Genomic DNA, 17,136 nt, shown 5'->3' with positions numbered 1-17,136 from the left:
CTAAGGATAGGCTATGGCATCATACAATAACAAATTTACTTACGCCGCACCGTCTTACTTTTATATTGAGCAAATGATTAGCGTATCAGTCTCAGATATCTTTGAGCTTCAGTCCTTATGTGCTGAGTCTACATAATGGAAATAAAAATACCACAATAAAAATGCTAGAATGTCGTCATAACGATAGGCACAACCTAAGCGTGAACTATCAAAAACGTACCAACTGACCAAATAAGAGCTAAAAATGACCACACCGACTTCGTTCCCGCACAAGCCCATTACCTCATTCAAAGCCTACGATATTCGCGGTGAGCTTGGGGTCAATCTTGACGAAGACATCGCTTACCGTATTGGTCGCGCCTTTGCGCAGATTTTGTCCAGCCAGCGTAAAAATAATGGCATCAGTGATGACGTTAACAACTGCATTGTGATTGGTGCGGATATCAGAGATTCGAGCGAGACGCTCAAGCAGTCCGCGATTCAAGGCATCATTGATGCTGGTGTCGATGTGATTGATTTGGGCATGACCGGTACCGAAGAAGTCTATTTTGCGACCAGTCATTATGAAGTACTAGGCGGCATTGAGGTAACGGCCAGCCACAACCCTATCAATTACAACGGTTTAAAACTGGTTCGTGAAGGCTCGCGTCCTATCAGCGCAGATTCAGGTCTAGCAGACATTCAAAAGTTGGCTGAAAATGGCAACTTTGCTGAGCAAACAACAATAGGTCAAGTGGCTCAAAAGCTCGATAAAACCGCTTATGTTGATCATTTAATGGGCTTTATCGACACTGATAAGTTGGTGCCGCTAAAAGTGGTCATTAACTCAGGCAATGGCAGTGCTGGCCCAACCATCGACCTACTTGAACAGCGTTTAAAGCAAAAAAATGCGCCTATCGAAATCATTAAGTTACATCATACCCCAGATGGCAGCTTCCCGAATGGTATTCCCAACCCTATGATTTTGGCCAATCGCGATTCAACCAAACAAGCGGTGATTGAACATCAAGCAGATATGGGTATTGCCTTTGATGGTGACTTTGACCGCTGCTTCTTGTTTGATGCCAGAGGTGAGTTTGTCGAAGGCAGTTACATCGTTGGCATGTTGGCTCAAGCGTTCTTGCAAAAAAATACGGGCGCCTCAATCGTCTATGACCCTCGCGTTATCTATAACACCGAAGCCATTGTTGCAGAGTCTGGCGGTAAGGCGGTCATCAGCAAGTCAGGGCACTCATTTATCAAACAAGTGATGCGAGAGTCTGGTGCCATTTATGGCGGTGAGATGAGTGCGCATCATTATTTCCGCGACTTCTTCTACTGCGACAGCGGTATGATTCCTTGGTTATTAACCATCGAGCTGTTATCAACGACTGGCAAATCTCTAGGGCAGTTAGTCGATGAGCGTATAAGCGCTTATCCAAGCTCAGGTGAAATCAACTTTAAACTGACTACAGTCGGTAGCGATGAGATTTTAAGTGCCATCGACACACACTATCAGTCACAAAACCCAGAGAAGAATACCTTAGATGGGTTAAGCCTAGACTTTGGCCAATGGCGTTTTAATATTCGTGCATCAAACACAGAACCTTTGATTCGTCTCAATATTGAAACCAAAGGGGATGAAGTGCTTCTTGAAGACAAAATTGCTGAAATAAAAGCATGGTTAAATGGTCAAGGCGCGGTCTTGGCTTAAGTTGATATAACAGCTATAACCAGTCATAAATCACTCATACTATACAGAATATAATAAAACCCCATTAGTGACTTAACTAATGGGGTTCTTTTATGCTTTATCGTCCATCATATAAACGACCTTACTTGCCATGACCTATTCCCGTATAATAACCATTTAACTGGGATGCCTGTTCCCTGCTCAATAAATTACGCGCATCAAACACTGGCGTTTGATATTGGTTAATGACGTTAATATCTGGTTTATTATCTTCTGACCAGTTAATAATAATAACAGCATCTGAGGTATCAAGATGTTCATACGGTGAGTTTAAAAATTCCAATCTAGAATCCTGCTTATATATTTCATTCAATTCATCCTCAGCAAGAGGATCATATATAAGAGTTACTACATCATGACCCCAAAACAACGGCAGCAAAGTGTGTATTGCACTCCCTTTTGTTCTGCCAGTACCTCTCTTATAACCTGCACCCCATATAACTACTTTCTTACCAGAAATATAAGAGCCGAAATAGCGCCATATTTTTTGAAATATCAGCTCCTTCTGCTCATTATTAATTTTCTCTACTTCTTCAATCATATTAAATGGTAGGTTGAGCCCCTTTAAATGCTGTTTAAGCATTGCATTTTCTTTTGGTAAAGTACTTCCACCATAACCCCAACCGGATTTTAAAAAGCCTTCACCCAAGCGTTTATCTAGCTGTAAAATCGCTTCAACATCTAGCATATCTACCGAGCTACCTTCTGCAGCTTGGGCCATTTCATTCAATAAACTAAGCTTACTCGCCATCAAGTTCACCATACAACTGCGTGCGAACTCAACTGTTTTGACATCGTGAATATGGCTTTGTTCACTATTTTCAATAAGCTTTTGGATAATTAAATTTTTAGCCGCAGTACCTAGAGATTTCTCTCCGACAAGCAACAAACTCGGTGCTATAGTAGCAAGATAGACAGAGGCTTGGTTTAAGAAGACAAAAGGGATATAGAAAACATTAGCAGAAGACAACTGATTGGCTATTTGATCAATGCGTCCAATTGGCTCAATACCACTTAGCAATATATTTCTACTACTTTGACTTAGTCCTAGAACCAGTTTTTCCTGCATGCTTTCTGGTATTTGATCTAGAAACAGCCAGTAATGTTTAAAATCAGTATTTTCAATATCACTAACATTTAAGTTGTGGTAAGTCAGCGACTGCTCATCAATACTCTTACGCCATTGGTCACATAAGTATTTATCAAACTTATACTTTTCTAAATGCTGCTCTTCATTCTCAGACAATGCATAGAGTGCAACTTTGCAGCCTAAATATGTTAAGGCTGTAGCTGCAGCAACAGATTTAGCATTATTGCCGATAATACAAATATCCATATGTGCCGTTTGATCTCGCGTTTCATTTCTCATAATAGACTGCTGTAATCATAGTTAACCTAAGCCACAAATACGCTTTAATAGCTCATTGGTAGAATCGTCATAGTTGATTTTGTTGTTCAAAACAGCATCATTCAGCTCTTTAGCCACTATTTTTCCAACCTCCACACCCCATTGATCAAAAGGGTTAACACCCCATATACTTGCCATAACATAAACCTTATGTTCATACATAGCTATCAGCATACCCAAAGTTTTAGGAGTCAGTTTATTAATAAGAATGGTAGAAGATGGTTGATTACCGTGATAATGTTTGTGAGGGTTAGACTCAACAACTTGAGTATCAGCTTTAGAACTAACTGCTCTGTTTCCAAATGCTAGCACTCTACTTTGAGCCAAACAGTTGGCTAAACTCATTTTGTGCTGCGTCTGCAACTGCGCATTAACACACTCCTCACTTTCATCATACCGATTGATGAAAGCAATAAAATCGCTTGTTACTTTTTGTGTTCCCTGATGCAGGAGTTGGTAGAAAGCATGCTGCGCATTAGAACCAATTTCACCCCATAATATGGGGCACGTATTAAAATTGACTATAGCACCTGATAGATTAACCGACTTCCCATTACTTTCCATCTCTAATTGAGTTAAATAATTAGGAAAATGGCTTAGGCGCCCATCATACGGAAGTACAGCATGTGCATGAATATTTAAGAAAGTACTATTCCATACTCCTACCAACCCCATCATCACTGGGATATTATCTTCAAAAGGTGTGTTAATAAAATGCTCGTCCATTATATGAGCGCCACTCAACAGCTCTCTAAAATTATTCATACCTAACTTTAAAGCAACGGTTAAGCCTATGGCTGACCACATAGAGAATCGCCCCCCCACCCAGTCCCAAAGCTTTAGTTGATTGGCTGGATCAACTCCCCAAGCATTCATAGCCGAAGAATTAGCAGAAATTCCAATGAAATGATTCTTCTTAATGATATCAATATCTTTGAAATACTCAGACAGCCAAGAAAGTGCCGTATTAGCATTAGAAAGTGTATCTGATGTCCGAAAAGATTTAGACGAGATGATAAATACAGTTGTTTCAGGGTTTAATGTATTTAATAGTTTTTCTAACTGGGTTCCATCCATATTGGACACAAAATGTGTTTCGATATCGTGATACTTTAACCCTTTTCCTTCAACACTATCTTGCCCATTCCACTCTTCAAGCGCAGTACAAGCCATAAGCGGACCCAAATCTGATCCGCCCACACCAATATTAACAACATCTTTAATAGCTTGTCCTGAATAGCCGCGCCACAACCCTTCAGTCAGCCTATTAACTATAGTTTCAACCTCACCAAGGCTTGCATGTACTTTTTTAGCAATATCAACACCATCAACTACTAAAGATCTACCTCGAGGTAATCTTAACGCTGTGTGCAGTGCTTGTCGATTTTCAGTAACATTGACTTTTCCCCCTGTAACCAAGCTGTTTATGGACTCTTTCAACCCCATACTTTCAGCAAGTTCAATGAGTTTGCCCTTAATAATCGTGTCAATTGACTGCTTAGAATAGTCAAAGCATACTTCTTCAAAATCAATTAAAAACTTTTGTGCTCTGCAAGTATCCTTACTAAATAATTCAGACAAACTGGGAACTGTCTGAACCAAGCTTTCTAACTCATTCCATGCTGTTGTAGTAGTAGGATCGTTCATAACTAGCTTCCAATGCGCCTTATAATACAATTGTCTCAATCATATTTATTTTAAGTACTCATTATTATTAATAATATAACAAGCTCAAAAGTAGATTTTTCCAACCAAAATGTGTTTACTTTACGACAACCAGTTAAGCCTGCTGTTCGCTAAAGTAGGTAAATGCTTTTATATAAGTTGTCATATCTCCCGCATCATGGCTTTGACCCTTCATTTGATAAACATCAACACCATACTTTGAAATAAGCGCATCAATAGCATCTGTTAGTTGAATCTCACCACCCACACTTGGTACGGTTTTTTCTAAATAACTGAAAATAGCAGCATCAAAAACATATCTACCCACAATTGCGAGATTCGAAGGTGCATCAGCTAGATCAGGCTTTTCTACAAACCCCTTAACTGCAAAGCTGTTATGCTGACCAGATGAGCTATCAGATTCTAAAGGTTCAGCAATGCCATATTTATGAACATCTTCGTCAGCAACAGCCTCGACCATGATTTGACTGCGTTTAGAGCTTTCAAAGTTAGCAATCATTTCTACTAAGTTATCACGAGAGTAATCTGTAATAAAAGGATCAATAATCACATCCGGTAACAGCACAACAAAAGGGTTGTCACCCACCACATGCGCCGCAGACAGCACGGCATGACCTAGTCCGAGTGCCTTGCCTTGGCGCACTGCACTCACTTTTACATTATTCGGTAGCCAGTTAACCTTACTGAGTAGCTCGGTCTTACCTTTGGCTTCTAACTGAGTATTTAATTCAAAATTAATATCCAGATAGTTCTCAATCGCCTGCTTCTGACCATGGGTTACCAAAACAATATGCTCAATACCAGCTTCTATAGCTTCTTCGATAACGTACTGAATAGCAGGCTTATTCCCTAATGGTAATAACTCTTTTGGAACAGACTTAGATAAAGGCAACATTCTGGTTCCGAAGCCTGCTACTGGAATCACGGCATGTTTTACAGTGTTCATAATAAAATCCATATTCAGTTTTTATGTTATAAATACCTGTTATTTGTAATATTTCGCAACAGTATCTAAAAACTTATCTAGTTCTTCAACTGGTAATTGGTTAATGCCAGCCGCACCTTCTCGGCCACCGCCTGTTTCAAATTGGCTACAGATAGTACTGGCCCCATATGGGTTGTTTTTCGGCGCTCTTAAACTAATAGTATACGAGCCCGATGCATTATTTGTAACAACCACAATAGGTTTGTCGGGGCTATCTGCTGCAAGCTGGTTACCATAAGTACCACTTATTCTCCGTGCCCAAGCAGCGTCATCTAATATGACAGCAACAATACCTTCTTGCGCTAATTGCTGACTATTTTTAGCCTGCGTGATGTCTGTCTCATAACCCTCTTTTAATTGCCTAAACGGGGAGTTTTCATCAGCAATCACATCAAACGGCGTATCATAACTCACCAAGAGCTTATAAAGCTCTTCGGGACTAAAGTGCAAATCGTCAACACTGCTGCCATAGCCATTATAATTGACTAAAACCCCAAGCTCTTTCAGCTGATGTCGCTGTATCGTATCGAGTCGCAATTGTGCAACATACTTGTCTGCGATGCTGTCTAACCCATCGCCAAAAGCAGCGGCTATGGCCCACAAGCTGTGTTCACCTTTGAGTTCACCATTAATCAACAAGCCAGTACAAACGGTTGGCTTGGTATTAATCCGTGATGTCAGTTTAGGGTGTTCAAACAAACTATCGGCTTTATGATGGTCACAATAGAATAACGACTGACAGTGATCTAAGACTCGGTTGACATCTTCTTGGTTTTTATCAAAAGATATGTCTAGTACTGTGATTTTAGACAGGTGCGCTAACTCATCATCAATTTTACTGACTAAAGCAATGTCACGTTTTACTCCAGTAATAAGTATTTGTTGATCCTGAGCAGTGAGAGGATAGGCTTTACGCCATTGAATAAGTGAAAAAATTCCATCCGCATCACCATTGAATACATCTATGTACTTACTCATTATCAAATAACCTATCCGATGAACTTATTTTCAAGCAAGTAATCAACCACCTGATTGGCGCATTGTTCTACATCATCACAATTAGTCGATAAGTGGATACTTGGAGAAAGTGGTGATTCATACGGTGAGTCGATTCCTGTAAAGTTTTTAATCACACCTTCACGGGCTTTTTGATACAGGCCTTTGGGGTCACGCTCCTCACAGGTCTCAATCGGTGCATCAACAAAAACCTCAATAAAACGCGCATCACCGATTAATGCTTTTGCTTGCACCCTATCAGCTCTAAATGGTGAGATAAATGCCGTACTTACTATCAGACCTGCATCTAAAAAAAGGTTACTTACTTCAGATATGCGGCGAATATTTTCCACTCGATCCTCATCACTAAAACCCAAGTCTTTATTCAAACCATGACGTATATTATCACCATCCAATAGATAAGTAGTATACCCTTTATCAAACAAAATTCTATCTACGGCATTTGCTACTGTTGATTTCCCAGACCCTGAGAGCCCCGTATACCATAATATACAGGGTTTAGAGCCTATCTTCTCTTTTCTCTCTTCCGAAGAGACACCTGCATCGTGCCACACAATATTCTTCGCTTCACTCATGTTATATCCTCAGTTTCAATAAATATCTTATACGATTAATGACTATATTTAATGGTTGCTCAAAATGGGTAAATAAAGGGAATCATAATAGCACAGACTAAAACGAATGCTAATGTGATTAGCGAGCCCACTTTAGCAAAGTCTTGCAACCTGTAAATACCCGTGTTGTATACCATAAGATTGGTCTGGTATCCAAACGGGCTAATGAATGAACAAGACGCGCCAAAACAAACGGCCATGATGATTGGAAAAGGATCAATGCCCATCCCAGTTGCCAGGCTATAGGCAATCGGGAACATAAGAGCAGCCGCTGCGTTGTTCGTCAATAACTCGGTAATGCCTATCGTCATTACCATCACACCAAGCAAAATCCATATTGGTCCATGGCCGACAAGTGTGCTTGCTGCAAACTTCGCCACTTGAGCATCCAGCCCGACAAACTGCATGGCATTGGCCAAACACAATGCACTGACAACAATGACCCAAATACTAATAGGAAAGTGTCGCTTGACTTCATTGACACTAATACAGCCTGTGAATAACAGTGCAGCAAACAAAAACAGTGATAAATCAAACAATGATTTGCCTGTTATCACCGAAGCAACAATCATTGCAATAAAACCAAAAACGACCAGCTTTTCTCGCCAGCCGGATATCATGTTGTCAGGCGTAACACCAGACAGTATAAAAAAGTTTTTGCGTAGGTTGCTACGGCTCGCAAAGTCTTCACCTGTCGACAGTAATAAAATGTCACCAGCTCTTAAACTTACCTCTCCTAAACGCCCACTAACCTGATCGTTTTCACGGCGAATAGCCACAACGGCTGCATCAAACTTTGCTCTAAATCCGGTGTTTTTTAGTGTATGTCCTACCAGTGTGGAATCTTGTTTAATGACCACTTCAGTTAGCTCTTGAGTATGCAGTCCTGTCTTTTGCGCAAATAGTGTCAGTCCAGGAAATTGATTTAGTACCTGAATTTTTTTGACGTTTCCACTAAACAACAGCTTATCACCCGCTTGCAGCACTCTTGAATGAGACACTGGTGCAATCAAACGCTCACCACGAACAATCTCTACTAAAAATAGATCCATGAGATTGCGCAGACCTGCTTCCTCCACTGTCTTACCGACCAAGCTAGAGCTGTTTTCTACTTTAGCTTCTACAAAATACTCTTCTACAGGCTCTTTTACCATTTCCCTATTGGGTAAAAGCAGACTGGTAAAATACAAAACAACCGAACCAACAACAAATACCACTACACCAACGGCCGTAAGGTCAAAAAAACCAATAGCCTCATGCCCTTGTTTCATCCACATACTGTTAACAACTAGGTTAGTCGATGTGCCAATCAGTGTCATCGTACCACCAAGAGTGGCCGCAAAACACATGGGCAATAGGATACGTGATGTGTTGATATTATGGTTTTTTTGAATACTACTAATCATAGCAGCCACAACCGCTGTATTATTTAATACAGCAGAAGAAATGGCAGAAAAGGCAATGGTGCGAATGATTGACGTACGCTCAGACTTAGAAAACAAGTGCCGCGTTAGGTGCGTTAATACACTGGTCTTTTCCAGTACATATGAAATCAGTATCAATAATACTAAGGTGGCTAAACCCTCGTTGGCAGCATTACCCAATAAGGTCGCACTGTCAATCCAACCAAAGGCAAATATTAAGAGTAAAACGCCACCGAATATGGCGGTAGTATGCTGTTGGAATTTAATAAGTAATGCAATTAATATGACTAATAAAGCACTCAATAGATACATGGTTGGCGTCATAAATCACTCATTGTAAAGGCCGAATAAGTTTAGTTGCCATAGCCTTGTGGGTTTTGACTCTGCCAGCGCCAGGTGTCTTCCATCATGTCATCAATGTTTTTCTGAGTTGTCCATCCAAGCTCTACCGCCGCCTTCTTAGGGTCAGCAAAACAAGCAGCAATGTCACCTTCTCGTCTATCCACCACTTGATAGGGAATCTTTTTACCACTAGCGTTTTCGAAGGCTTTTACCATATCCAATACTGAAAAACCATTGCCTGTGCCTAGATTCCACACGAAATAACCGGTTTTATCAGCTATATAATCTAGAGCACGTAGGTGACCTTTTGCCAAATCAACCACATGAATATAATCCCTAACTCCGGTGCCATCATGTGTATCGTAATCATTTCCATAGACAGAAAGCTTATCACGACGACCAACACTAACCTGAGCAATATAAGGCAGTAAGTTATTAGGAACACCTTGAGGGTCCTCGCCTATCATGCCACTCGAGTGTGCGCCGACAGGATTAAAATAACGTAACGCTGCCACAGACCATGCTGGGTCTGATTGTACTAGCTGCATCATCATTTGTTCTACTGCCAATTTGGTATAACCATATGGGTTAGTCGGCATAGAGGTCGGGCAGTCTTCAGTGATAGGCAGCTGCTCAGGATCACCATATACTGTCGCCGATGAGCTAAATACTATTTTTTTGACATTGGCCGCTTTCATCGCCTCAAGTAGCACCAAGCTGCCTGTGATGTTATTTTCAAAGTACATTAAGGGCTTTTCAGCGCTCTCGCCAACGGCTTTCAGGCCAGCGAAATGCAATACTGAGTCGATACTATGTTGACTAAAAATATCGTCTAGTAGCTGACGGTCTCGAATATCACCTTCTATAAAAGTGCAATGCTTGTTGGTCAAAGACTCAACTCTTTTGACAGCTTCAACACTACTGTTACTGAGGTTATCTAATATGATGACATCATGATTCGCCTCAAGTAGCTCACACAGCATGTGTGAACCGATATAACCTGCACCGCCTGTTAATAGGATCATTTTAAACGTCAACCTTTATATAGCTTTATAATGTGAATCTAAATTTATAATCTCTAAAACTTGGATCTATTTAATTGCTTAACAACAGACCTTTAATACTTGTTAAATGAGGAATGTGATTGAAATTACAAAAAGATTCCCAGTCTTCTACTTCAGACCATTTATGAACAAAGATGAAGTGAATACCCTTAATGCTCTTACTAGCAGTATAGTCATATTTGCTATCACCAATAAAAACGGCAGGTAAAGTTAAATTTTTATTATCAAGCTCGCGCTTAAGTATTGTTTCCTTTGTATCAGGACTGCCAAATATACCACCATCGAAATACTGAGCTATATTTCGCTCAGTAAATAGTTCTCGAAGCTCTGCTTGGTCTCCGCCCGATACAATTAACCAAGTGCTGGCTTCAGTTTTGTTACGTAATTCTGCTAGTCCTTCAGCTATTTCACAGCTTCGAAGACCTTTATGCACTTCAGAAGCATAAGTAGCTAATAAACTGTCTAAGTTTGGCTCACTTTCGGATTGAGCCAAATCGTCTTCCGTTAAACTATCAATAAACCATTGGAACTTCTCATACCGGGAAATACCTCCTCGTTCTATGTGATATTTAACTAACCTCTCGGCAGCAGCCTTACCGAACTGTAGTGCCGTGTTGTAGAAAGCTTCTGTCTTCACTTTATTCGAGTTTAGAATTACGCCGTCACAGTCGAAAATGATAGTTTTATAACTATCAATATTACTTACTTTATTCATAACGCTACCAACCCCTTTTCTACAAGAGATTCTGCAATAATAAAATCCTCTACCCAGTCTATATCATGGCTAACCAGCTTATCCAAAGGATAAAGATATACTGATTCCCCGATTCTATCGTCCAATTCTTTATAAACAGACAAAGGAGCAATGAACGCGCCACTATTTACTTCATGTATTGGCTCTAAAGTCTGAGTTCTCGGCCATTTTTCTATTGCACGATCATAGTTCAATGGGATTCCATTTTCCCATAAGAAACCATAGATTTTCGAGGTAGTCATTAAAGAGTCGAAGCCAGATTCAAGCTGCTTAAAGTAGATGTCTAAAATGTCATCATATTGATCAGCATTGATAAATGGTGAGGTAACATGCGTCCAAAGAATATGTCCCTCTGAAATAAGACTTGCAGCATGAGCAACCAGCTCATCCGTGCTTGTAGAGCTTAAAGCCAACTCTTCATCTCTTTTATGAACGACCAAACGTTTATCTTGAACGCTTTGTGCAAACTCGATAATCTCAGAGTCATTGGTACTTAAAACAATCTCATCAATTCGTTTACTTGAAAGTAACTGCTTAAGCTTTATTTCAATTAACCCATTATCAAACCCTGCAAAGGGTTTGATATTTTTCTTGGGTACTCTTTGACTTCCTTGACGGCAAGGTAGAAAACAGGTGACTTTATTAGACATCACACTATCCCGTATACGCTGACTTTTTCAACATCGTATCTTGATGGTGTAATCGCTAGAAGTGGAAGGCTTCCTTCAGTGTTGCGATAGTTTAATACGACACTATTCATCTCTTCATTGCGAGGATCTTTACCTTCATATCCATCGAATCCAGCAAGTAATAGCTTATTAGCCTTACCACTTGTAATTGCCGCAAATGCATAAGCCATTACTAAAGAAGATGGAGATGTACAATAGCTATCACCAAAGGCAAAGGTATCACTTTCAACAGTAATGCCATAATCTTTGACTTCTTTATCTGCTAGATGTTCTCTAACAGACTCAGGTAGCATGGAATATGGAGTAATAAGTGGCTGCGATAGAGTAACGTGCTCCTCTACATCTGCTAGAAGCCTTACTGGATGACAAGCGATACGATAGTTGATTAGCTCAGCATCAATATGAGTCTGAGTGTTCATCGCTATAACCACTGGATTATGTGACTTAATATAACTCTCTAAAGCTTCTTGATGGTGCTTAACTCCTGGACCTGTCCCTAGTAACAACACATCACGTCCACTAAAGACATCCGATGGCGACCAACTACCTTTTGGCTCAGTCGAATAGAACTCTCTTGCATTATTTAAGGTAGCGGTATTGAACTTCTTACCACCTTCGTTGCGTAAATACTCTATTACAGCTAAGAGATCTTCTTCATCATAACGTGCATCCGCCATCATTGATTGGATATATGAAGGGTGGATGCCATACTTCCCTGCTAAGAAGTAGTAAGGATTAGAGCCCCAACCGTACTGAGTCTGCATGGGCTTAAAGTATTTACGAATGATGGTCATCAAAGGAACTAAGTTAGTTGGTTTGCCACGTAGTTCAGCTACTTCAATAGCAAGCTCTTCAGTTCTTGCATTACCAGGACCTCGGCCCATACCAGTAACAGTCGCGTCAACCCATGTAACGCCTTCAGATATAGCACGCAATGTGTTTGATAAAGCCAGGTTTAAGTTATCATGAGTATGAATACCAAGATCACCATCCCAATGTGTACGCAGCCAACCAATGATTTTTGAAACGTCATCTGGCATCATACTACCCATGCTGTCTGCAAAATAAAGCGCGTCTAAAGGATACTCTTTAGCAAGTTGTGCAAGCTTAATCACTTCTTCTTCGGTACGGTCAGCGATTTGCATGAGGTTAAAACCAACGCGGTAGCCCTTGTCTGTCAGCCAGCTTACAGCCTGCAATGCCCCCTCAAATTCATAGACATGACTGGCAATACGTACTAAATCTACTGGCGACTCATCAGCCGATACAGGAAAAAGTGCTTCTAGCACCTCCAGCTGGGGTGTGTCACCTACTAATTCAGAAGCATTAATCATAACACCAACCGTTAAGCCATCAGGAATAGGCAAGCTATTGATGAAGTCATCAGTCGTATAAGCAGACGCTCCTTTAAAACCACTATTTTTTAATGAGCGCAACCCAAGCTCTACAATATCAACGCCTGCAGCGGACATGGCTTCGAGGTATTCATTAATTACCTCTCTTGAAAAGTCCCACGAGTTGTAGTATCCACCGTCGCGTAATGTGCAGTCTAAAACTGTTAACTTACTCATAAAATATCCTTTATTTTAAATTTTCTTAAATAAACGTTACAAACATTTTTTTAAATCTAAGAATGATTAACTATAATATTATTCAAAGTACTTATGCTTAATTGTATTAGAAAATGTAGAATTTAACCTGCCGCTAACTCCATCTATAAAAGCTCTAAGCCATATATAAAGACCTATATAATCCTTATGACTTATATAATAATTACAGTATACATATAATGACTTAGTTAACATCCTAAACATCTTAAGCGGTGAGTGTTGATGACCATAGAATCGGCTATATAAATAGACTCGGTTACGTGTAGAAAAATACTGTTTCCCCAAATGCTTTATTATTATTAAATTATTACCTTTAAATTTAACACTCTCTTGATGAGTTGAAGGATGATAGATGATAGCATCTTTAGCAACCCCAACCTTATAATTAGAGCTAAGCACCCTTAGCCTAAATTCCTGTTCATCGCCACGTATAAAGAACTCAGGACGCGGTCCTTTCAGTTCATTGAGAGCATAAATAGTCAGTATCGCGCCATTAAAAAACTTAACGTCGTTAATTAAACTTTTGCTTTGCGATATTAACTCAACGTTATTTGTGCTACCGGAAGGTAATTTATAATAAAACGATGACTGTTTATGATTATCGATATCAACAACTAATGAACTTGCAACGTCTAACTTTTCATTTTTTACAAATGATACTAGCTTCTTTATGTACTCTGAGTCTGTAATACGTACGTCATCATCGAACGTCACAATATAGTCAGAGGCAGTATTGATAGCAAGCTCTAAGCCTCTACGAAATCCACCAGCTCCGCCAATATTGAAAGACAGACTTTCTACCTGTAGAGTATTAGAGTACGCACTGTGCTTTTGAAGTATATAAACAGTATCATCACTACTTGCATTATCTACAACAATAATTATTGTTGGTTTTAGGCTCTGCACCAATAAACTATCAACTAACTGTTTAATAGTATTAGCAGAATTATGTGACACGATAACGCAAGTTATATTCAAGCTGCACTCTCTATAATACTTCTACATAAAAAGATTTGGGATTATTGCCAGTGCTAATATCTTTTAGAAACTCTCTAGCTGTGCTTAGGGCTTCTGCAATGGTCACATCCATATCCAAATAACGGTAAGTACCAAGTCGACCGACAAATGTCACCTTCTGCGATGCTTCAGCTAACTTGATGTATTTAGCCAACATCTCTTTTTCTTTGACTAAGCGTATTGGATAATAAGGGATGTCATTTTCTCCGCAGCTACGACTAAACTCCTTAAAGCAAACGGATTTTTCATGTTGCTCCCAAGGTGTAAAGTGTTTGTGCTCAGCAATACGAGTATATGGCACCTCTAAATCACCATAATTCATCACTGCACAGCCTTGATAATCGCCCTCATAATCAATACGTTCAAAGTCTAATGTTCTGTAACCCAGCCTTCCCAACTGATAGTTAAAGTAGCCATCTAAAGGACCAGAGAAAAACACATGGTCGTAATGTTCAGCTAAGTCTTGTGAAAAATCTTGATTCAAAGTGACTGTTATATTCTCATGATCTAAGATACTTAGAACGATTGGCGTATAACCTTCTACAGGCATACCCTGATACTTATGAAAAAAGTAGTTGTCGTTATAATTAAAACGAACAGGCAAGCGCTTTAAAATACTAGCAGGTAGCTCTGATGGCTCACAGCCCCACTGTTTTTTGGTATATCCTTCAAAAAATGCCTCATACAAATCTTTACCCACAAAGCGCATGGCCTGATCTTCAAAGGTTAATGGCTCTGTAATGCTCGTATCAGCCTGCTCTTCAATAATAAACTTTTCAGCCTCTTCAGGATTCATTGTCTTATTGAAGAATTGGTTAATTGTATGTAAATTGATCGGTAGTGAATATACACTCCCTTTAGAGGTAGATTTAACTCTATTGGTATATGGCATAAACTCAGTGTGAGCGTTTACATAATTCCATACTTCTTCATTATCAGTATGAAAAATATGAGGTCCATAAGAGTGAACCATAACATTTGTTTTTTTATCTCGCTCTGTATAGCAATTACCTGCTATATGCTCACGGCTATCTATAATATCTACTTTATGACCCGCTTCTGCGAGCTCACGACCAATTACTGCGCCTGAAAATCCAGCGCCTACGATTAAAATGTTCATATAACTCACTTTTAATAAATTAGTTTGACTGTCGAAAAAAAACATTAGTTAATTTAGAGCAGTGTTCTTCAAGTCCAACTGGCTTCATAGCTTTTGGCCAATAATCTTCGTGCTTCAACTCCCCACTGACCATTTTCTGAAGAATTGCATATAACTCATCCTGACTATCACTATTAAAAGTAAATTCAGGATTGTTCGAGAGCTCGTGAGCCCCTCCTCTGTGTGAGGTTATTAATGGTATTTTTTGAGAGTGCATTTCAATTGCAACTTGAGGTAAATTATCCTCCCATTGCACTGGAATAATACCAACATTAGTTTTACTTAGAATATCTGGTAAAGTTTCATGAGTATATCCATCAGCATATGAAATAGACTTAAACTTCCAGATTTGACCCTTTAAAATTTCAAGCTGATCTGGAGCTGTATTCCTAGCCGCAACAATAATGTTTATTTTATTAGCAAGCTCTGGTGGCATATTATATAAGGCATCTACTAAGAAATAAAAACCTTTATCTCTTCTCATATAACCTAAATAAGTTAGAGTTAGTTCACCATTTTGGTCAGTAATAAGACCTTTTGGTGTTGGTGTCTGCGAATAAATCTCAGAATATTTAGTCCCTATATAATCTGTAACTACTAACTCTTTATTGATACCATAATTGATAGAAATCTCACCAACACGATCAGAAACAGCTAATACATGATCACAGTTTTCATTGATGAGCTTGACAAACTCATTGCGGCGTCCAACATACTTTTCACCAGAAATTTCTATGAACAGCTTATTATCATCCTTAGTTGTCTTCTGATAGTTTAAACTTAGCTTTTTACCTAAACCACGCTTTTCATAGAACCTCAAGGCCTTAAGTTCTACTTTAAATAAGTTGGAGAAGATCTTACTGCCAGGCCCAATACCTCGCTTTTTTAAACTAAACGCAATTGCATTAGCTCTTTTTATATCGTATTCATTGGGTACATACGATAAACAGCCGATACATTTTTTTCCATAGAAAAAGTCATCACAATGCTCTTTCTCTTGATACCATAGATTGACCTGAGAGCAGAATGGGTAATAATTATGCATTGAGAGAATAACTTTAGTATTCGGATATTTCTGCTTAATATCTAAAACTGCAGCTGGAATACCTTCTAAATTATTAAAATGTATAGCGTCAAAGGGACCATAATTCTTAACAAATTCAAAAAACACTCTTTCTGTTTCTTCATCCGATATTTGTGCATCATTACCGAAGGAATGATGCGCAGGAGAAAGAACAGGACTGTTGACTATTTCGAAGCGTTCGACTTTTTCCATCTCCATGGAGCTTGGTTTTTTACCATGATCCATCTTAGATATTCGAACGTCTGAATTAATTAAATCATATGATATACCACCACTCAGAAAATAAAGTTCATGATCTGTACTTCTCGATAAATAATCTAAGACATTACGTTGATATACACTAACTCCGCCACCACGATTTTCAGAATCTAAGTAATCTACCCAGTTATAAAATAATATTTTCATATATTCCCATCTATCTAATTTGAAATTGATTTCGGGGCTGTCCTAGATAACTAGTTCAAACCCTGTTTACCCCATTGTTTTAATTGTAGTAATTGCGACTTTGGGTCACTGTGATTAAAACGCCACTCACATTCCTTTAAATAGAG

14 protein-coding genes and 1 pseudogene are annotated in these 17,136 nt (G+C 39.2%); 1 reads left to right on the top strand and 14 read right to left on the bottom strand.

Annotation, left to right across the window (positions count from 1 at the left end):
• The first annotated feature begins 244 nt into the window (after positions 1-244).
• Positions 245-1,693, top strand: a complete 1,449-nt coding sequence (locus JFC05_RS11890; protein WP_198337024.1) for a phosphohexomutase domain-containing protein — start codon at positions 245-247, stop codon at positions 1,691-1,693.
• A gap of 121 nt (positions 1,694-1,814) precedes the next feature.
• Here JFC05_RS11890 and JFC05_RS11885 read toward each other — a convergent pair whose 3' ends face one another.
• From JFC05_RS11885 to JFC05_RS11820, 14 genes and pseudogenes are all read right to left on the bottom strand, one after another.
• Positions 1,815-3,101: a UDP binding domain-containing protein gene (locus JFC05_RS11885; RefSeq protein ID WP_198337023.1), complete on the bottom strand. Its 1,287-nt coding sequence runs from the start codon at positions 3,099-3,101 to the stop codon at positions 1,815-1,817.
• Positions 3,102-3,122: 21 nt separating this feature from the next.
• Positions 3,123-4,787, bottom strand: a complete 1,665-nt coding sequence (gene pgi, locus JFC05_RS11880) for a glucose-6-phosphate isomerase (RefSeq protein WP_198337022.1) — start codon at positions 4,785-4,787, stop codon at positions 3,123-3,125.
• Positions 4,788-4,920: 133 nt separating this feature from the next.
• Positions 4,921-5,772: a UTP--glucose-1-phosphate uridylyltransferase gene (locus JFC05_RS11875; protein ID WP_198337021.1), complete on the bottom strand. Its 852-nt coding sequence runs from the start codon at positions 5,770-5,772 to the stop codon at positions 4,921-4,923.
• A gap of 39 nt (positions 5,773-5,811) precedes the next feature.
• A complete protein-coding gene (locus JFC05_RS11870) occupies positions 5,812-6,789 on the bottom strand; it encodes a DHH family phosphoesterase (protein WP_198337020.1) in 978 nt (325 codons plus the stop codon).
• A gap of 11 nt (positions 6,790-6,800) precedes the next feature.
• The gene (gene cysC / locus JFC05_RS11865) at positions 6,801-7,403 is read right to left on the bottom strand and encodes an adenylyl-sulfate kinase (protein WP_198337019.1); all 603 of its coding nucleotides are present in this window, start codon (positions 7,401-7,403) and stop codon (positions 6,801-6,803) included.
• Between the two features lie 59 nt (positions 7,404-7,462).
• Positions 7,463-9,190, bottom strand: a complete 1,728-nt coding sequence (locus JFC05_RS11860) for an SLC13 family permease (protein WP_198337018.1) — start codon at positions 9,188-9,190, stop codon at positions 7,463-7,465.
• A 29-nt stretch (positions 9,191-9,219) separates the two neighbouring features.
• Positions 9,220-10,233 (bottom strand): UDP-glucose 4-epimerase GalE, encoded by a 1,014-nt coding sequence (gene galE / locus JFC05_RS11855; RefSeq protein ID WP_198337017.1) that lies wholly within the window; start codon positions 10,231-10,233, stop codon positions 9,220-9,222.
• A gap of 70 nt (positions 10,234-10,303) precedes the next feature.
• Positions 10,304-10,987 carry an HAD family hydrolase gene (locus tag JFC05_RS11850; RefSeq protein ID WP_198337016.1) on the bottom strand — a complete coding sequence of 228 codons (684 nt, stop codon included), beginning with the start codon at positions 10,985-10,987 and terminating at the stop codon, positions 10,304-10,306.
• Positions 10,984-11,676, bottom strand: coding sequence for an acylneuraminate cytidylyltransferase family protein (locus JFC05_RS11845; RefSeq protein WP_227697546.1), 693 nt, complete (start codon positions 11,674-11,676; stop codon positions 10,984-10,986). The genes JFC05_RS11850 and JFC05_RS11845 overlap by 4 nt, the downstream gene beginning before the upstream one ends.
• Positions 11,676-13,286 carry an aldolase catalytic domain-containing protein gene (locus JFC05_RS11840; protein ID WP_198337014.1) on the bottom strand — a complete coding sequence of 537 codons (1,611 nt, stop codon included), beginning with the start codon at positions 13,284-13,286 and terminating at the stop codon, positions 11,676-11,678. Before JFC05_RS11840 ends, JFC05_RS11845 begins: the two co-directional genes overlap by 1 nt.
• A gap of 78 nt (positions 13,287-13,364) precedes the next feature.
• A complete protein-coding gene (locus JFC05_RS11835) occupies positions 13,365-14,303 on the bottom strand; it encodes a glycosyltransferase (RefSeq protein WP_227697545.1) in 939 nt (312 codons plus the stop codon).
• 10 nt (positions 14,304-14,313) lie between these two features.
• The gene (gene glf, locus JFC05_RS11830; protein ID WP_198337012.1) at positions 14,314-15,462 is read right to left on the bottom strand and encodes a UDP-galactopyranose mutase; all 1,149 of its coding nucleotides are present in this window, start codon (positions 15,460-15,462) and stop codon (positions 14,314-14,316) included.
• A 19-nt stretch (positions 15,463-15,481) separates the two neighbouring features.
• Complete coding sequence (locus JFC05_RS11825; RefSeq protein WP_198337011.1) at positions 15,482-16,990, bottom strand: glycosyltransferase; 1,509 nt, start codon at positions 16,988-16,990, stop codon at positions 15,482-15,484.
• Positions 16,991-17,040: 50 nt separating this feature from the next.
• A pseudogene (locus JFC05_RS11820) lies at positions 17,041-17,136 on the bottom strand (IS1595 family transposase); the annotation flags it as partial.

The organism is Psychrobacter celer (assembly GCF_016107555.1).
GTDB lineage: Bacteria > Pseudomonadota > Gammaproteobacteria > Pseudomonadales > Moraxellaceae > Psychrobacter > Psychrobacter celer.
This window is presented reverse-complemented; position numbering and strand designations above follow the sequence as displayed.